The organism is Clostridium sp. TF06-15AC (assembly GCF_003481165.1).
In the GTDB taxonomy this organism is placed as follows: Bacteria; Bacillota; Clostridia; order Lachnospirales; family Lachnospiraceae; genus Otoolea; species Otoolea fessa.
Genome location: NZ_QUKS01000006.1, coordinates 89,789 through 106,418, shown reverse-complemented (window position 1 = coordinate 106,418; position 16,630 = coordinate 89,789). Strand labels below are relative to the sequence as shown.

The following is a 16,630-nucleotide window of genomic DNA, read 5'->3' as shown; positions in this document are numbered from 1 at the left end:
TAATAAGTAGTATAAGCAACAGCCTTGTTATTTTTTTTCTTTTATTTACCGTTTGTTCTATCTCCACTTTTACTGTTCAACCTCTATATAATCTTCCGGTGCTGACGGCTGCTGTCCTTTTGACATTGCTTCGATCCATGCACTTGATAATGTTGTATCTTTAAGCTGATCAATCTCACATTTCGGATTTATTTTTTTCAAAACAGACATTGTGGTGTCTGTAAGAAGAATCGAGTATTCCTTTTCTTTGTCTATTTTCTTATCATTAACTGTCAAATCCTTTAATGAAAATCCACTTTCCTCTTGATTGACGATCATTTTCATACCGGATGCAATTGGTAATTCGTATTTATTGGTTACATAAAAATTCTCATCCGCATCGGTGAAATAATTTTCCACGAGTTCACAAACCTGTTTACCACTAATTTTTGTAAAATATAATGCTGTATCTGAACTCTTTGTTGTCATCATGCCAACCCGGCTATTGGTGCATTCTCCTTTATATATAGAAGAAGTGAAATAATAATATGGTGCCAGAGCCAACTGTGCATCATTTTCTTCTCTGATCGTAGTTAAAATGGAAGATGCTGCATCACGGCCATTTCTATCGTTCAGTGAAATGGAATATTCATTTTCAAAATTCACCGTTGCTTTTTCTTCTGGAGCTTTACGATTCATTACACTGCGCAAAGTATCATAAGCCTGCGTTTCATCCATTTCCCCTGACAGTAATCCGTGAACAGCCTCAAGACTTGCATCAAATGATTTTTGAGCGGAATATCGGATATAAACAGCATTATTTTTAATTTCCTCTTCCAGTCCAGGTACATCCTGCATCATGGTTGGAACGTCTGTATTCAATGAAATAACACCGCTTCCATCCGCAATCAGCTTTTGCCCCTCTTCTGAAATCATACAATCCAGCACATCCAGTGCAGTATCCAGTTTCTCCCGGTCTTTTTCCAGGTTTTTGTTAAATGCAATGTTTAATGACGGAGTCATGTACACATAGGATTCATCCGATGTCTGTGAAAAGTAAGGAATACGGAGCAGCTCCGCATCCATCTGTTTCTGCAGCTGCTGCATAACCGTCGGATGTCCATGAAACATTGCTGATTTTCCCTCGACAAACATCTGGGTTCCTGTATTGATGTCAATATTGATATCTTCTTTGCCAAAATGCGAGTCCTTAAGAAACTGACTGGTTTCTGAAAAAATACGTTTCCATAATATATCATCAAACTTCACTTCATCCGCTGCAGTCTCTGCACCGTTTCGCCATTCAATACCATCCAGGCTTGTAAACTCACCGATTGCCGCCGCCTGGATGATTTCATTATTAGACCAGTCTTCCCCAAGATCCATGGAATACGGTTTTATGCCATTATCATAAAACTGCTGACAGGCCTGTACATATTCCTCATAATTTTCTGGAATCTTTACGCCATACTGATCAAACAGTGTTTTGTTGGCAATGATCGTCTGAGGAATACCACAGATTGGCAGCCACTGGATTTCATCCTCCGCATTCTTATAATATTGCACCGCATAGGAATAATACTTAGAAACAACATCATAAGAAGCAAAATCCATAAGATAAGGCTGTAAGTCCTGTGCATCTGTTCTGGAAAATCGACGTACTGTTATGATATCCGGTAATTCATCATGTTCTTTAAAATAACTGTATAAATCGGTATCATTGTTCCCAATAATAAATTCAATATCCTGATCAGGAAACTGTTCATGGATATAGGGTGCAATATTTTTCATCAAACGATTTTCCCACAGATAAACGGTAAGATGATCATCATTTTTAGATACTTCTTTCTTTGACTGTCCACATCCAGACAAGACAGCAGTTGCTACAAGTACACCTGACACCACTGCTATCAGACAATGTTTTGCCTTTTTCATACTTTACCTCTTTCTTTCCTGATAAAGTCATTATAGTTACGCCTATGAAATAACACCACAAAAAAGCACTGTCAGACAGACAGTGCACCTCATTTTATGCAACTGGCTGCCATTTTACAGGCCCTGTAGCTTTGCGTCCCAGACTTTCATCTGGTTTGCCGATTTCCTTATTATAGCTTTTAAACTTATGCAAAAAACTGGTTTTATTATACTATAGCGCTCTACTGTACACAAGAAAAACATTACCGTTTTAACACCTGAAAACAAAAAAAAAACAGCCGATATATATACTCGAACTGTTCTTCTACTTCCGAAGTCCACGAAGCATTGACATTACTGTTTCCTGCTCATTTGCATTCAGATTGTTCCATATCCCTAGAACTTCTTTCTGTTTTTCTGTCAGATTCTCTGAATTACCTTCCTGAAAAAACTGCGATAATGTCACGCCCAAAGCTGCACATATTTTTTCAAGTGTGATCAGCGACGGCAGGTTTTCCTGCGCCATGATCCTTCCCAGTGACGACTGGGAAATTCCCGACAGCTGCGATAATCTGTATTTACTGATATCACGCTTTTCACATAAAGATGTTATTTTATCCGCAATATACTTCTCTATCTGCAAGTAACTATACCTCATTTCCGCTATTACATGTTCTTATTGTACCTGTAATAATGAAAAAATATTAGTAATCAACTTTGCAAGTATTTATCCCCATCATGGGAAGTATACGGATAAAAAAATATAAAGATACTTTCGTTTCCGAAAAAGTCATTTTCGCTTATATCGTTTTTATAATAACACAGACAGTTATGTTTGTCACATAAAAGTTTGAAACCCCAAACAAAAAAAATAAGCCTTCTCATACCGCGGAGCCGCATATCCGCGGATAAATCCCCATCCCAGAGGGATCACCCTTCTGATGAATATAAAGGCTATTCGCAGATGGCTACACAATCTGACATGGATGCCTTTTAACAGAAAGTTCACAGCTCATATAATGACACTATATTGACGTGACACGACTATGTGAGTATACTGTAAACCATGTGGAGGTTGTGCGTATGTCAGCAACAAATCTGAACATCCGAACGGATAAGGAAACAATTAAAGGATAAATCTGAAAAGCGAATCAGCTGATGGAAAAATGCACGCTCTGCAGATGCGGTATTTACATCAGCCCCTTCCACATATTTCTATGAAATAAAAAGTGGAGTCAAATTGAATGAAAACACAAGCAGACAAGAAGTCAGTCAAAGACATTCAGGAGTTAAAGCAGCGATTTACTAAGTTTTCCATAGGTTTATTTGCAATTTTGACGCTTTCAATCACATTATTGGCATCAGCATATACATATATTCTGCAAAAATCGTATACAGATATCGCCCTTGAAACGGAACTCAAACGTGATATGGAAAATGCAGATGCAATCCATAAATTGGCAAATAAAAAAATCGGAAGAGAAGAATTTGCCACGCTCCGCCATCAATCTGATGAAAATACAGAAATGTATCACAAGGTTTCCTCGTTTCTAAATGAAATTCGAACGCTGAATTCAACCAGATATTTATACACCGCCACCCGAAATGAAGAAAACAGGCTGATCTATGTGGTGGACGGTCTGGATCCCAACGCAGGAGATGTCAGACATCCGGGAGACTATATTGAGGATGAAATGATTCCGTATATTAACAAGGCTCTTTCAGGAGAAACGGTGTATTCGCAGAACATTGTTGATACGACATGGGGTCCTATTTTCACAGCCTGTTATCCTATAACAGGCGATTCGGATGAAATAGTTGGTGCTTTATGCATTGAAATGGATATGCAGTCTGTGAATGGGCTTGTAGAGCGAACAAGAAGAGCATCCGTTTATGTTGGAGCTATGGCAGGATGTGTGCTGTTTTTGCTTTGTGCTGTCTGCTTTATCGGCTACAAAAGAAAAAGAGAAGATGAAATTGAACAGACGATTTTGTTGCGCGAGGCTGCGGAAAAAGCAGAGACCGCAAACAGAGCAAAATCATCCTTCTTACTTAACATGTCACATGATATTCGATCACCTATGAATGCTATTATCGGATTTACGGACATTGCACTGAACCAGACAAATGTATCTGAAATTCACGATAGTCTGCAAAAGGTAAAAATAAGTTCAGAGCATCTGCTGTTTTTATTGAATAATGTACTGGATCTTAGCCGTATCGAGAACGGAAAGGTAAGCTTCTCACCTGAGCCGGAGAATTTGCCTGTCCTAATAGATAATGTGATTGCTATCGTGGATGGACTCCTACTGAATCGTGATTTAACATTTGAGATACATCGCAACATCCCCAAAGAACTTTATGTTCTGACGGATGCAACAAAAATTCGTGAGATATTGACGAATCTTCTGAGCAATTCGGTCAAGTTTATAAAAGATGGCGGAACGATTACTTTTGAAATTAGTATCAAACCGGGCATAGACGAACGGCATATTGTAAGCAGTTATGCGGTAAAAGACAATGGCATTGGTATGAGTGAAGAATTTCAGAAAAGGCTGTTTGAACCCTTTTCACAGGAGGATAACGGCGCACGAACACATTATGCCGGAACGGGGCTTGGAATGGCAATTTCCAAGCAATATGTAGAACTGATGGGCGGTACAATTACGGTTCACAGCAAGAAAGGGTGTGGTTCGTCTTTTACAGTAGAAATTCCTATGGAACTTGCAGACCCAAAACAGATACCTGAGCTGAATCTGATACAGGATGTCAGCCTTAATGGAGTAAAGGTTCTTCTCGCAGAAGATAATGAGCTGAATGCGGAATTGGCAATCACGCTGCTCGAAGAAGCAGGTATGCATGTAACTCGTGCAGTAGACGGACAGGACGCAGTTGCTTGTTTTGCCAACAATCCAGCAGACACATATGATGTGATTCTAATGGATGTCCTGATGCCTAAAATGAATGGGCATCAGGCGGCAAGGGCAATTCGTGCAATGAGCAAGGAGCGCCCAGACGCTGCGAAAATTCCAATCATCGCACAATCTGCAAATGCTTTCAAGGAAGATGTACAGGCATCCTTGGATTCTGGAATGAACGGACACATTTCAAAGCCATTCAATATAGATGCAGTGACCACTGCAATAAAACAAAATATAAAGAGATAGAAGATTGAGCAACAATCCGCTAACTATCAGAGCATCGTTCAAGGTTTATTTGGACGGTGCTTTTTCTATACCCATTTTGCAGAGAGGTGGTGCGCTATTTCATAAAGCAGCAGCCCGCACACCTGGAAGCTTTCGACGAAGCCCTGGTAAAGCGCTGGCTTGAGCGGATCATTGTCTGGGAGGACCACTTCACTGTGGAGCTTAAGTCCGGACTGAAAATTGATATTGGAGAGTAATCCCGTAAATGCACGAAACCCTCTCGACCATGATGGCCGGGAGGGCATTTTCTATATCCACAAACTAAAACTTCATTCCATTTGAATACTAATAATGCCGTATATTTGTCTCTAAAGGGCAAATATGCAGCATTTCTTTATTCTTTATGTGCGTGATCGTACATCTTTTGAATATCCTCCGGCAACTTATCCGGTATCATACTATGTACCCGATCTTCGTTGCCATCCTGCATGGCTTGTTCATAATACCAGCGCTTGAATTTAATCATATCCAACACACGACTTAAATGTTCAATTTCAGCTTCCACTGTTTTCTTTTGCTTCTCAAACAGTTCTTTTCGTTGAGGATAAGTAGCTGCTCCCTCCACACACCAGTCCATAAACTGTTTAATATCCTTGATTTCCAGACCGGAGCGTTTCAGGCACTCAATTACACGTAATGTTTCAATCTCTTTCTCACTGAATTTACGGATGCCGGAAATTCTTTCCATTCCCGGAAAAAGCCCCTGCTTGTCATAATAGCGCAAAGTTGAAATCGGAAGTCCAAACATTTCCGAAACCTGTCCAATCGTATACATGTATGCCTCCACAAAAAGTTAACAAATTTATTTTACAAACCCATTGACCTAAAGTTAGGTTTAGGTTTTATCATTAGTATATCAGTTATACAGAAAGATTGCAATGGCTAACATGGATTATGAAAAAAGTTATATCGTTGTTACTCATACTTTTCATGTGTTTTGCGTTATCTGCCTGCAATAGCAGTCAGAATGCCGAAACAACAGAAACTACCGGGTATACCGTTTCAGAAGAAAGTAATGCCGCAGAAGAAGAAAGTAGCAGCACACAACAAGATGAGAATGGAGATACAGAAACTATGAAAGTTCTAGTAGCATACTTTTCCCGCACTGGTGAAAATTATGGTGTCGGGCATATTGAAAAAGGAAACACTCACATAATAGCAGATATGATTGCAGAACAGGTCGATGCTGACCTATTCGAAATCAGCACCGTTGTGCCATATCCCGATGAATACGAAGCTTGTACAGAAACCGAAAAGCAGGAGCAGGAAGAAGATGCCCGTCCTGAACTGTCAGCTACCGTGGAAAACATGGAAGATTATGATGTTGTCTTTCTCGGTTACCCGATTTGGTGGAGCGACATGCCGATGGCAGTCTACACATTCCTTGAGAGTTATGATTTTTCGGGAAAGACAATCATTCCGTTCTGTACCCACGAAGGAAGCGGCCTATCTTCCACCGACAGCAGCATTGCTGAAATCTGCACAGGTGCAGATGTTTTGGATGGATTAGAAATAAGAGGTTCTGTGGCACAAAATTCGCAGGATGAAGCATTAACAGCAGTTACAGACTGGCTTGATAAAATTGAAATTTTAGACGAGAATTAAGGAGATATTACCATCATGGAAAAATTAATCTTAACACAAGAATGGGACAAGGTGTTCCCGAAAAACGACAAAGTGGATCACAAAAAAGTGACTTTCCATAACCGCTACGGCATCACACTGGCGGCGGATATGTTCACGCCAAAGAGTGTGGTGGGCAAGCTTCCCGCTATTGCCGTCAGCGGTCCGTTCGGTGCGGTCAAGGAGCAATCCTCCGGTCTGTATGCGCTGAAAATGGCAGAGCTTGGTTTTCTAACGATTGCTTTCGATCCGTCCTTTACAGGCGAAAGCGGTGGTAGTCCTCGTTATGTGGCTTCTCCGGACATCAATACGGAAGATTTCTGTGCGGCTGTGGATTTTTTGTCCGTACAGGAGAATGTTGACACAGACAGAATTGGTATCATCGGTATCTGCGGCTGGGGCGGTATGGCAATCAACGCTGCTGCCATCGACACCCGCATCAAGGCGACTGCGACTATGACCATGTACGACATGACCCGTGTGACTGCCAACGGTTATTTTGACAATGAAAACACACCCGAGGCTCGTTTCGTCAAAAAACTGGCAATGAATAGCCAGCGTACTGAGGATTATAAAAATGGCAGTTATGCCCTTGCAGGCGGTGTCATCGATCCTTTGCCGGACAATGCCCCACAGTTTGTAAAAGATTATTATGCTTACTATAAAACCGAGCGTGGTTATCATCCTCGTTCTCTTAATTCCAACAACGGATGGAATGTGACCTCTCCGCTGTCCTTTATGAATATGCCAATTTTGCAGTATGCCGCTGAAATTCGGTCTGCGGTTCTACTGGTACATGGAGAAAAAGCGCATTCCCGTTACTTCAGTGAGGGAGCTTATGAAAAAATGACCGGAGATAATAAAGAGCTGCTTATCATTCCGGGAGCGAGCCATGTTGATCTTTATGACAATTTAGATATCATTCCTTTTGAAAAGCTGAACAGCTTTTTTAATATGCATCTTAAATAAGAACAGCAAAATCATTGTATAGGATAAGGAGAAAAGGAACATGGAATACGCTCTAACTGCTCGTCGAAATACTTCTCTGTCAGATACGTTCCTCGTTTCAGCCGTTCATCATCCATCACCCAGCCTTTTATGGTGTAGTCCTTGGCGATCTGGTTTACCCATTTACAAAACTGTACGGCACGCTCGGAATTGACCTTGAAGCCTACGGCAATGATCATTTGAAGGTTATAGTGTTTGGTATCGCGTGTGACCTGAATGTCCAGACGGATATGGAGTCTAAAAAACTTCACGCAACTGACCACCACACCATTGTTTCTGCTTCGCTGCGTACAGCTCGGCATCTCCATCCGGGATCTTGACTTACTCACAATCGGAATGGTGAACGACATGTACGCGGAAAACAGCAATGATGAGTACAAAGCCTATTCGCAGATTGCTACGCAGAAGGACTTCGATGCATTTTAACAGAAAATTCGCAGCTTGTATAATGACATTGTGTTGACATCACCCGAATTTCTGCATATACTATACTTGAATGGAGGTGTTCTGTATGGCAACAACTAATTTAAATATTCGTACAGACAAGGCAATCAAGGATCAGGCGGAGGAAATCTTCAATGAGCTTGGTCTGAATATGACAACTGCTGTAAATATATTCCTGAGAACCGCTATCCGTGAGCATGGTATTCCTTTTGAATTAAAACTGGAAGTACCGAATGCTACCACAGCCGCTGCCATTGAGGAAGGCAGAAAAATGATGAAGGATCCTTCTACTCCGCGTTATTCCAGTATGGATGCGCTTAAGGCAGCTCTCGATGTATGAAATACGACATTCAGTTTACAAATCAATTTAAAAAGGATTTGAAGCTTGCCAAAAAGCAAAATAAAAATCTTGATAAGCTGTTTGAGGTAATCGATATTCTGGCGAATGGCGGTATGCTGGAAGCAAAATACAGAGATCATGATCTTACAGGCAACTATAAAGGCACGCGTGAATGTCACATCGAACCAGACCGGCTGCTTATTTATGAGATTCGTGGAGAAGTTCTTCTTTTGATGCTTTATCGCCTTGGTTCACATTCTGAGCTGTTTAAGAAATAATCCCAAAATCGGAAGTTGTAGGAGGAAATTTTTAATGAATATAACAGTTTATCTTGGGGCAAATGAAGGAAATGACCCATGCTTACGAAAAGCAGTTGAGAAATTGGGGGCATGGATTGGAAACAGTGGAAATGCACTTGTTTACGGTGGTTCTAAAGGTGGTTTAATGGGAGCATTGGCAGACAGTGTATTGAAGGCAGGCGGTGATGTTACGGGTGTTGAGCCGAATTTTTTTATTGAAAATGAGTTTCAACATGATGGACTGACAAAACTGATTGTGACTAAGGATATGTCTGAGAGAAAAAACAAAATGATTGAGTTAGGAGAAGCCTTTATTGCCTTCCCGGGCGGCACGGGAACATTGGAGGAAATTGCAGAGGTAATGTCGAAGGTGTCTTTGAAACATCTGGAGGCACCCTGCATTCTCTACAACCTGAACGGTTACTACGATGATTTGAAAGCACTTCTAAATCATATGATTGAAAAAGGATTATCTTCTAACGAGCGACAGGAGGGAATCTTTTTTGTTGAAAATCTGGATGATATAAAGCGAATCTTGAGACGGGCATAACTTATGTTTGCACAGTAAAATGGAGTTGCATTAGCGAAAGACAGAGCACGATCAATTCCAATTTGACGGAGTAATGGATATGAAAATCCGAGAAGTGAACGAAAATAAAAAGCAATTTATATCATTATTGTTATTAGCTGATGAACAGGAGAGCATGGTTGAGCGCTATCTTGAAAAAGGTACTATGTATGTGCTTGAAGACAATGATGAAAAAGCAGAATGTGTTGTTACCGATGAAGGTAATGGAATACTTGAAATCAAGAATATCGCAGTCGATCCGGAAAATCAGGGAAAGGGCTATGGCAAAGCACTAATTGATTTTCTTGCCAGTAAATATGCAGATGAATATTCTGTTTTGCAAGTTGGAACAGGTGACAGTCCATTGACGATACCATTTTATGAAAAATGTGGGTTTGTTCGTTCTCACAAGATTCCCCATTTCTTTACTGACAATTATGACCACCCAATTTATGAGGGCGGTGTACAGTTGATAGATATGATATATTTGCAAAGATGTTTATAACTTCCAGTATGTAGAATTAAGAAAATCGGTATTTTTGAGGAGATAGATATAAAATGACCTTCCAATTAGTTTGTATAGAACCAAAAGAATTAACGCAATACAAGTCGGATATGCAGGAAGCATTTCAAAAAGGTTTTGAAGATGCTTTCGGGAAAACAGATGCTGTTATTCTACCTGAAAAGGACATTGACCAGTCGCTGAATGCGGAGGGTTCTGTTGTCTATAAAGCCGTTGTCGATGGAGAAATGGTGGGTGGTGCTGTTGTTGTTATCAATGAGAGTACACAGCATAACCATCTTGACCTGCTTTTTGTAAAGAACGGAGTTCAGAGCAATGGTATCGGTAAGAAGATATGGTTTGAATTGGAACGAATATATCCGAACACGAAAGTATGGGAAACCTGTACGCCGTACTTTGATAAGCGCAACATTCATTTTTATGTGAATGTCTGCGGCTTTCATATTACGGAGTTTTTTAATGAAAAACATCCTATGCCGGATACACCGGACGATTTTGTCGGTGATGGAAACGAGGGAATGTTTGCGTTTAAAAAGCAAATGCGTCTATGAAATTCCAGTTTGTAATAGGCTTAGTAAAGCCCATGATATAATTGTCCTAGAGCGTCTTTGAAAAACATTTTGAGTTGTTCATTTTAACCAAATTAATATTGAGACGATGCATACAAAACCCAGAAAAGTGGAAGCAAGTTTATCATAACGTGTCGCTATGTTGTGGTCAAGCTATTCGGCGAAACACTTTTAATTTGAGAAAGTAGTTTTCTACTAAATCTCTCTCTTTATAAAGCCAAACTGGAAGTTATCATCTACTACATATAGGTAAAAAACAAATTAAACAAAATAAAGCATAGAATAACAGCAGTCCAAATCCACAGACGAGTTTTCTTTTGCAAAGTTAAGTTCAAGATACTTATTCCAGCCAAAATAACAAAACTACCAATAATAGCAGGATAATGTGTTCCACTTGAACCATTTGACCAAGGAGATATACCTAAGGCGATAAAAATTTTATCTCCAATGCAATACTTCGTGCTATTCCATGTGCCACCCAATATAAGACCCAAAACAATCAATAGGACAGCAATAATCCTATTTGTCAACTTCTTACTTTTGCTCATATTATCACCTCATCAAATTCCGATTGAGATTTCACCTGTTTTAAGAGATTTAATAACTGTTATATTTTGTTATTAAATTCTTCGCAAACCCTTGAAAACACTGGATTTGTCGCAGGTGAGCTTTCCCTTATTGTTTCCCTTGTGTTATATATTCCCATATAAGTTTACGAACTCTGATAAGGGAAAATACAAGGGCACAGAATCTTTTGACGTATACTCGCAAACCAAGCTGTCACTCATTGTCCGAGTGACAGCCTGGTTACTTGCTATCCCTGATACCTTATTCTTTCTACCAGCGTTTCCTTTTTCAGATTACTGCTTAAAACGCAGGAAAGTACAATCTGCAAAAGACCGACCAGCAAAATCATAGCAAGAATTGGTGTAATTGGAACATGATAGACATTCATTCCAAATATTCCATTATGCTTTGCATAGGCAAAGAGCGCATAGCCAAGTGGCAGACCAATGATCAAAGCTACGCATATGGTACCAACCGTAAAAATCAGTCCCTGTAACTGCAGGCATAAATTTAATTGTTTATTTGTCATACCCACAGCCTGTAATATACCATATTCCTGCTTTTTTGTCGTAATATTCATGATCATGGTATTCGCCATATTCATAAACCCGATGAGTCCTACAATAGCCATAAACAGATAACAGCCAAGCTTCATCATGCGAGCTGAGAATTCGGCAGATTGTAACTGTGCATGATAGGTATCCATTTTTATATGCGAAGTATTAGAAATCAAAGTATTCAGACTTTGTTCTACAGATGCCACATCTTTTTTATCACAGTCCACCCACAGATAGCCATAGGCTGTTCCTCTCGGATTCATGGAACGATATACACCTTCCGGAATGACAAGATAAGTGTCCGCGCTTACAAAAGATCCTGCAATCTTTCCCTGATAGGTATAGGTTTCACTTCCATTCTCAAAGTCAAATGCAATGGATTCACCCGGAGCATATCCATCTTGTTCCATCCACGTTGACCAGCCAAAGAAAATATCACCATTCTTTACCGCCTGATCATAGTCCATAGAGCCAATATCCCCGTCCTGGCGCATAAAATCAAAATCATTTTTACTCACAACAGCAGCCGGAAATCTTGTTCCGTTCAGATTTACAGAGACTATCTCTCTCGTCATGACATCTGTCACTCCCGGAATGCTTTTGATTTCTTCAATCAGCGAATCATTCAATGGATTATCCGTCAGAATCGTATCCAGATTATTCTCCGGATATCTTTCATCATACTCAGCAGAATAGTCAAGCTGTAGTTCAAATTGTCCATGATTAACGGAAAGACATGCTTCATGCTCCGTGTCAATATTTCCCACATAATTAGAGATAATCACAAACAATACGCAAGAAAAACCCATTGTGAGGATAGTACCAATAGTTCTTTTGGGATTACCCGTTACATTTGCCATTGCCATAGAAAACACGGTGACATTTTTTCTGCCATTTCGTTTTCCTTTTTTTTGTGTTTCTGCATTTTCTAAATACCGTGTTGCTTCGATAGGTGAAATCCGTGAAACAATTTTCATTGGTTTACGCAGTGCCAAAGCAACGGTAAGAAATGATACGAAAATACAGAGAAACATAACAGGCAGGGAAAACAGAGGCACCTGCTGATTTTGAACTCCCATAGAGCCAGTTCCGGTTGATACAAGGTTCCCCTGTTCTACCAGCCAGTTAAAACCGCATTTTGCAATCAGAAAGCCAAACAGCAACCCCAGCGGTATCGAAGGAACCGACAGAAGAATGCCCTCACGAAAGATCAACTGCTTCATCTGCTTTCTGGTTGCACCCAGCGCCTTGATTTTTCCGTACTCCTGAACCTTCTGGGCGATCCCGACCTGGAAGATATTATAAATGACCACAACGGAAAACAGCACGATTCCAAGGATCAGAGTTCCACAAACCACAATCATTTCATAACTCGGCTGCAAGACCCATTGCAAATAGAGATCATTGACTATAACGTTTTTTTCTTCGATCCCACAGGCTGCTGCAATCTGCTTTATAACCGAATCAATATTATTCATAGATACATTTGCAGAATCATTTAAAGTAAAATAAATATTATACTGTCTGTCATTCTCTGCGACGTGCTCATCATAAAACTCCTGTGACCCGAAAGCAACATAAGATGACTCGATGGTATACTCATCCCGATCATATAGGATTCCACTGACAACAAATTCTTCCGGCTTATATTCTGACTGCATCCCTGCGCGGTAATCCAATGTCACCGGATCCCCGACTTTTACATCACCATACCCCATTGCACGGAAAAATGCTCTTCCTGCGGCAATTTCCTGCATTTTTTCCGGATACTTTCCTTCCTTTAACTCATATTCTTTATTATAGGGAAGCATTTTTTTTACAGTCTCATCCATGCAGACAAACCCGCCTTTTTCATTGCCTTTTATGATACCTTCGGTGCACATAGTGCCTGTAGCATCTATTTCCGCACGGCGGTTTACTTCTTTTAACTGCGATCCGTCTGCGGAAACAAACAGACCATAATTGCTTCCGTATGAGCTTGCCGCCTGACTTTTCTGTAAATGAATTACCCCATTTCCCACAGTACTGATGATAACAAGCAGCATCGTGGTCAGACAGATTGCCATCATGATCAGTATACTTCTTGTCCTGTTCCTTTTGTCATTGCTATATGCAATCCTGCTTATTGTCTTCATCTGAAATCCACCACCTGTCCGTCCTCAATCACCAGAATACGGTCAGCGACCTGTGCAATTTCGTCATCATGGGTAATCATTACAATTGTCTGTCCATATTTTTTTGCTGTCATCTTAAGCAGAGCGATTACCTCATCACTGGTCTTAGAATCAAGATTTCCTGTCGGCTCATCTGCAAATATAATTTCCGGACGATTCACCAGTGCTCTTGCAATTGCTACTCTCTGCTGCTGTCCTCCGGATAACTGATTTGGCAGATTATAAATCCGGTTTTCAATCCCCAGAGTTGCAATAATATCATTTACATACGCTTCATCCACTTTTCTTCCATCCAGCCCCAGTGGCAGTACAATATTTTCCCAGACATTAACAGATGAAACCAGATTAAATGCCTGAAAAACAAATCCGATTTTTCTTCTGCGGAAAACAGCAAGGGCATCTTCCTTCATCCTGTATAAATCTTTCCCTGCTAAAGTAACACTGCCTTTTGTCGGGGTGTCTAGCCCTCCAAGCATATGAAGTAATGTACTTTTACCGGAACCTGACTTTCCAACAATTGCGACAAATTCTCCCTGCTCAATCTGAATGTCCACCTGATTGACCGCTTTGACCTGATTCTCACCTGCGCCATAAAACTTACAAAGCTGTTTGGTTTCTAATATCACACTCATGTGTTGCCTCCTTTTCATCCTACATCCAAATTGTATCAGGGCAATCTTTCATTTCACTTTCAAAAAACGAGCAGACGTCTTACAGAATTGTAAGATTTCTGCTCACTTAAAATTTAACCAACATGTGGTAATTGAATCACAAACGTGCTTCCTTTTTTCTTTTTTCCGGAGGTTACCGTAATCGTACCTGCGTGTTTTTCGATAATTTCTCTCGATAGAAAAAGTCCGATTCCTGTACCACTCTTTTCCATGACCTCCTTGGAACTTCCTCTGTAAAATCGTTGAAAAATTTTGTGATACTCATTCTGCGGAATACCAATTCCCTGATCCTCAATTTCCATTCTTACAAGATCGTTTCTTTTTTGTAACCGGATAAATATTTTTGAACCACACGGACTGTACTTGACCGCATTATCCAGAACGTTGATCACAGCTTCACCAAGCCACCTTTTATCCTGCATAATCGTGCATGTTTCCAGCTCTTTTTCATAGTCAAAAACGAATTCAATTTCTTTCTCATCCGCTTTAGGATAAGTGCGGTTCACAGCAGATATGACAGTATCCATAAGCGGAAGTTTTTTCTTATTAATCTGAATCAGTCCAGTTTCCATCTTGGATATTTCAAGAAGCGACTGCAATAATGTCTCCAGTCCATCCAGAGCACTCCGACAACGGATACGAAACTCCTCCTGTTCTGTGGCACTTAAATCATTCTGCATCAGCACACTAAAACATGTATCCAAAGCTGCAACCGGTGTCTTTAACTGGTGAGAAATATCAGAAACCATTTCTTTCGTGTTCTCCTTTTCTGCCCTTGCTTCTTCCTTTATCAACTGAATATGATGTCCGATTGCTTCAAGCTGGTCATTCAATTTTTCCATTTCTGCATGATTTTCCGTTTTCAGTAAATCATCAAATTTATTTTCACGGAATCTGATCAGAATTTCTTCCAACTGGTCTAAAATTTTCTGATGACACGCATCTTCTTTTTTCTTCCAATAAAATAAAAAAGTCAAAAGAAGCACGCATATCACAGTGCTTACAGCACCGGTCACCATAACCTGATGCCGGAATTGCGAATAAAATGCATTCCCTTTATTCCCCCAGTATCCATATTGCTCCAATAATCGCCTTCCCTGTTCGTTGGTTTCAATATCCTTATCCTTAAGCAATTCCGAAACGGCATCCAGCCCGGAAAATTCTTCCTTTGCAGCAATCTCTGTCATAAGATTCATTTTATATTTATAATCTTCATAAAACACATATGTGGTAAAGCAATTTAATATTGCAAACAATACTATGACAGGCAAAACCAAGGAGAGCGCTACTGTGATCTTCTTGCGATATCTCTTTGTCACTGCCTTACCTCCTGATTCCATATATACCCAAGACCTCTGATATTCTTTATATAGACCGGTGCAGCCGGATTGTCTTCGATTTTCTCACGGAGTCTTCTGATATTGACAGCGATTGTATTTTCATCCACAAAATCCCCTTCCAGATCAAACACATTTTCCAATATTTGTGTTTTTGAAAGAATCTGTTTCGGATTCTGAAGAAAAAAAGTCAGCATTTTCAACTCCGTTTTTGTCAGACTGATTTCACGACTCTTTATCAGGACTTTCATTTCTCCTGCGATAAATACGATATCTCCCGAAATCATCTTTCCGGCTTCCGTTTTCTCCTGTCTGCGGCGGAAATGTGCTTCTATTTTCAAAAGAAGTACCGAAAGACTAAACGGCTTTGTAATATAATCATCTGCCCCTGCTTCATATCCCATGACCTGATCCATCTCCTGATCTAGTGCTGTAAGACAAATAATGTATGTATTATAATTGCATCTCATCCACCTTACAAATTCCAGTCCATTCCCATCCGGAAGATTCACATCACAAATGGTAACATCCACATTATTATCACTTGCAATTCTTTTCGCTTTTTTCACTGATTCTGCTGAAAAAACCTCATATCCGGATTTTTTCAGTGAAAATGTAATTCCACGATTTAAATTTTCATCATCTTCAACCACGAGTATACCTGGCATAGCATATGCACCTCTCTTTATTAACTATTCATCTTAAAATGCTTCAATGCCTCCACAATTGCACTCTCTTTATCTTCTGGACACTGTGGCTGCCTACTATCTTCATTTTTAGATAAATTATAATTCTTTCCAACCTCAATTCCGCATTTTCTCTTTACCTGTGAAATATACAGATGCTCTGTC

Annotated in this window: 17 protein-coding genes, 3 pseudogenes and 1 riboswitch; of the genes and pseudogenes, 9 read left to right on the top strand and 11 right to left on the bottom strand. The window is 40.0% G+C overall.

All coding sequences use genetic code 11. The features are described 5' to 3' along the window. Positions 1 to 69: 69 nt before the first annotated feature. Positions 70 to 1,914: an ABC transporter substrate-binding protein gene (locus DXC57_RS12300; protein ID WP_118652863.1), complete on the bottom strand. Its 1,845-nt coding sequence runs from the start codon at positions 1,912 to 1,914 to the stop codon at positions 70 to 72. Between the two features lie 94 nt (positions 1,915 to 2,008). After that, positions 2,009 to 2,084, bottom strand: a riboswitch (cyclic di-GMP riboswitch). 134 nt (positions 2,085 to 2,218) lie between these two features. Beyond that, positions 2,219 to 2,551 (bottom strand): helix-turn-helix transcriptional regulator, encoded by a 333-nt coding sequence (locus tag DXC57_RS12295; protein WP_182427338.1) that lies wholly within the window; start codon positions 2,549 to 2,551, stop codon positions 2,219 to 2,221. A 586-nt stretch (positions 2,552 to 3,137) separates the two neighbouring features. Here DXC57_RS12295 and DXC57_RS12290 point away from each other — a divergent pair. Further along, entirely contained in the window at positions 3,138 to 5,060 is a 1,923-nt protein-coding gene (locus DXC57_RS12290; protein WP_118652861.1) for an ATP-binding protein, read from the top strand. Positions 5,061 to 5,433: 373 nt separating this feature from the next. Here the strand turns inward: DXC57_RS12290 and DXC57_RS12285 are convergent, their stop codons facing one another. Then, positions 5,434 to 5,874, bottom strand: a complete 441-nt coding sequence (locus DXC57_RS12285; protein ID WP_118467162.1) for a MerR family transcriptional regulator — start codon at positions 5,872 to 5,874, stop codon at positions 5,434 to 5,436. 119 nt (positions 5,875 to 5,993) lie between these two features. Between DXC57_RS12285 and DXC57_RS12280 the strand changes: the two genes are divergently transcribed. Both DXC57_RS12280 and DXC57_RS12275 read left to right on the top strand, forming a co-directional pair. Then, positions 5,994 to 6,704 (top strand): flavodoxin, encoded by a 711-nt coding sequence (locus DXC57_RS12280; protein WP_117795965.1) that lies wholly within the window; start codon positions 5,994 to 5,996, stop codon positions 6,702 to 6,704. A 15-nt stretch (positions 6,705 to 6,719) separates the two neighbouring features. Beyond that, the gene (locus tag DXC57_RS12275; protein WP_118652859.1) at positions 6,720 to 7,691 is read left to right on the top strand and encodes an alpha/beta hydrolase; all 972 of its coding nucleotides are present in this window, start codon (positions 6,720 to 6,722) and stop codon (positions 7,689 to 7,691) included. A gap of 44 nt (positions 7,692 to 7,735) precedes the next feature. On the opposite strand, the pseudogene rhuM reads toward DXC57_RS12275, so the two are convergent. Continuing rightward, positions 7,736 to 7,945, bottom strand: a pseudogene (gene rhuM, locus DXC57_RS12270) (RhuM family protein); the annotation flags it as partial. Position 7,946: 1 nt separating this feature from the next. Here rhuM and DXC57_RS15755 point away from each other — a divergent pair. From DXC57_RS15755 to DXC57_RS12240, 6 genes are all read left to right on the top strand, one after another. Beyond that, positions 7,947 to 8,156 carry a hypothetical protein gene (locus DXC57_RS15755; protein ID WP_118652857.1) on the top strand — a complete coding sequence of 70 codons (210 nt, stop codon included), beginning with the start codon at positions 7,947 to 7,949 and terminating at the stop codon, positions 8,154 to 8,156. 85 nt (positions 8,157 to 8,241) lie between these two features. After that, complete coding sequence (locus tag DXC57_RS12260; protein WP_118492286.1) at positions 8,242 to 8,514, top strand: type II toxin-antitoxin system RelB/DinJ family antitoxin; 273 nt, start codon at positions 8,242 to 8,244, stop codon at positions 8,512 to 8,514. After that, positions 8,511 to 8,792, top strand: a complete 282-nt coding sequence (locus DXC57_RS12255; protein ID WP_118492284.1) for a type II toxin-antitoxin system YafQ family toxin — start codon at positions 8,511 to 8,513, stop codon at positions 8,790 to 8,792. The genes DXC57_RS12260 and DXC57_RS12255 overlap by 4 nt, the downstream gene beginning before the upstream one ends. 34 nt (positions 8,793 to 8,826) lie before the next feature. Beyond that, a complete protein-coding gene (locus tag DXC57_RS12250; RefSeq protein ID WP_118652855.1) occupies positions 8,827 to 9,363 on the top strand; it encodes a TIGR00730 family Rossman fold protein in 537 nt (178 codons plus the stop codon). 79 nt (positions 9,364 to 9,442) lie between these two features. Beyond that, complete coding sequence (locus DXC57_RS12245) at positions 9,443 to 9,886, top strand: GNAT family N-acetyltransferase (RefSeq protein WP_118467155.1); 444 nt, start codon at positions 9,443 to 9,445, stop codon at positions 9,884 to 9,886. A 53-nt stretch (positions 9,887 to 9,939) separates the two neighbouring features. Further along, positions 9,940 to 10,455, top strand: a complete 516-nt coding sequence (locus DXC57_RS12240) for a GNAT family N-acetyltransferase (RefSeq protein ID WP_118629405.1) — start codon at positions 9,940 to 9,942, stop codon at positions 10,453 to 10,455. Positions 10,456 to 10,533: 78 nt separating this feature from the next. On the opposite strand, the pseudogene DXC57_RS12235 reads toward DXC57_RS12240, so the two are convergent. The 7 genes and pseudogenes from DXC57_RS12235 to DXC57_RS15750 form a co-directional block, all read right to left on the bottom strand. Continuing rightward, positions 10,534 to 10,690, bottom strand: a pseudogene (locus DXC57_RS12235) (IS4/IS5 family transposase); the annotation flags it as partial. Between the two features lie 22 nt (positions 10,691 to 10,712). Continuing rightward, positions 10,713 to 11,021 (bottom strand): hypothetical protein, encoded by a 309-nt coding sequence (locus tag DXC57_RS12230; protein WP_118652853.1) that lies wholly within the window; start codon positions 11,019 to 11,021, stop codon positions 10,713 to 10,715. A 266-nt stretch (positions 11,022 to 11,287) separates the two neighbouring features. Continuing rightward, positions 11,288 to 13,732: an ABC transporter permease gene (locus DXC57_RS12225; RefSeq protein WP_118652851.1), complete on the bottom strand. Its 2,445-nt coding sequence runs from the start codon at positions 13,730 to 13,732 to the stop codon at positions 11,288 to 11,290. Next, a complete protein-coding gene (locus tag DXC57_RS12220) occupies positions 13,729 to 14,403 on the bottom strand; it encodes an ABC transporter ATP-binding protein (RefSeq protein WP_006426335.1) in 675 nt (224 codons plus the stop codon). Before DXC57_RS12220 ends, DXC57_RS12225 begins: the two co-directional genes overlap by 4 nt. Positions 14,404 to 14,516: 113 nt before the next feature. Continuing rightward, positions 14,517 to 15,782 carry a HAMP domain-containing sensor histidine kinase gene (locus DXC57_RS12215; RefSeq protein ID WP_118492199.1) on the bottom strand — a complete coding sequence of 422 codons (1,266 nt, stop codon included), beginning with the start codon at positions 15,780 to 15,782 and terminating at the stop codon, positions 14,517 to 14,519. Next, the gene (locus tag DXC57_RS12210) at positions 15,758 to 16,447 is read right to left on the bottom strand and encodes a response regulator transcription factor (protein WP_008120506.1); all 690 of its coding nucleotides are present in this window, start codon (positions 16,445 to 16,447) and stop codon (positions 15,758 to 15,760) included. Before DXC57_RS12210 ends, DXC57_RS12215 begins: the two co-directional genes overlap by 25 nt. Positions 16,448 to 16,467: 20 nt before the next feature. Beyond that, positions 16,468 to 16,623, bottom strand: a pseudogene (locus tag DXC57_RS15750) (23S rRNA (uracil(1939)-C(5))-methyltransferase RlmD); the annotation flags it as partial. Positions 16,624 to 16,630: the final 7 nt, after the last annotated feature.

Bases quoted from the DNA above. Each gene is read 5' to 3' on its own strand.
- DXC57_RS12280 (WP_117795965.1), top strand. From the start codon at position 5,994: ATGAAAAAAGTTATATCGTTGTTACTCATACTTTTCATGTGTTTTGCG.
- DXC57_RS12255 (WP_118492284.1), top strand. From the start codon at position 8,511: ATGAAATACGACATTCAGTTTACAAATCAATTTAAAAAGGATTTGAAG.
- DXC57_RS12290 (WP_118652861.1), top strand. From the start codon at position 3,138: ATGAAAACACAAGCAGACAAGAAGTCAGTCAAAGACATTCAGGAGTTA.
- DXC57_RS12260 (WP_118492286.1), top strand. From the start codon at position 8,242: ATGGCAACAACTAATTTAAATATTCGTACAGACAAGGCAATCAAGGAT.
- DXC57_RS12250 (WP_118652855.1), top strand. From the start codon at position 8,827: ATGAATATAACAGTTTATCTTGGGGCAAATGAAGGAAATGACCCATGC.
- DXC57_RS12300 (WP_118652863.1), bottom strand. From the start codon at position 1,914: ATGAAAAAGGCAAAACATTGTCTGATAGCAGTGGTGTCAGGTGTACTT.
- DXC57_RS15755 (WP_118652857.1), top strand. From the start codon at position 7,947: ATGTCCAGACGGATATGGAGTCTAAAAAACTTCACGCAACTGACCACC.
- DXC57_RS12240 (WP_118629405.1), top strand. From the start codon at position 9,940: ATGACCTTCCAATTAGTTTGTATAGAACCAAAAGAATTAACGCAATAC.
- DXC57_RS12215 (WP_118492199.1), bottom strand. From the start codon at position 15,782: ATGGAATCAGGAGGTAAGGCAGTGACAAAGAGATATCGCAAGAAGATC.
- DXC57_RS12295 (WP_182427338.1), bottom strand. From the start codon at position 2,551: ATGAGGTATAGTTACTTGCAGATAGAGAAGTATATTGCGGATAAAATA.
- DXC57_RS12285 (WP_118467162.1), bottom strand. From the start codon at position 5,874: ATGTATACGATTGGACAGGTTTCGGAAATGTTTGGACTTCCGATTTCA.
- DXC57_RS12275 (WP_118652859.1), top strand. From the start codon at position 6,720: ATGGAAAAATTAATCTTAACACAAGAATGGGACAAGGTGTTCCCGAAA.
- DXC57_RS12220 (WP_006426335.1), bottom strand. From the start codon at position 14,403: ATGAGTGTGATATTAGAAACCAAACAGCTTTGTAAGTTTTATGGCGCA.
- DXC57_RS12210 (WP_008120506.1), bottom strand. From the start codon at position 16,447: ATGCCAGGTATACTCGTGGTTGAAGATGATGAAAATTTAAATCGTGGA.
- DXC57_RS12225 (WP_118652851.1), bottom strand. From the start codon at position 13,732: ATGAAGACAATAAGCAGGATTGCATATAGCAATGACAAAAGGAACAGG.
- DXC57_RS12245 (WP_118467155.1), top strand. From the start codon at position 9,443: ATGAAAATCCGAGAAGTGAACGAAAATAAAAAGCAATTTATATCATTA.
- DXC57_RS12230 (WP_118652853.1), bottom strand. From the start codon at position 11,021: ATGAGCAAAAGTAAGAAGTTGACAAATAGGATTATTGCTGTCCTATTG.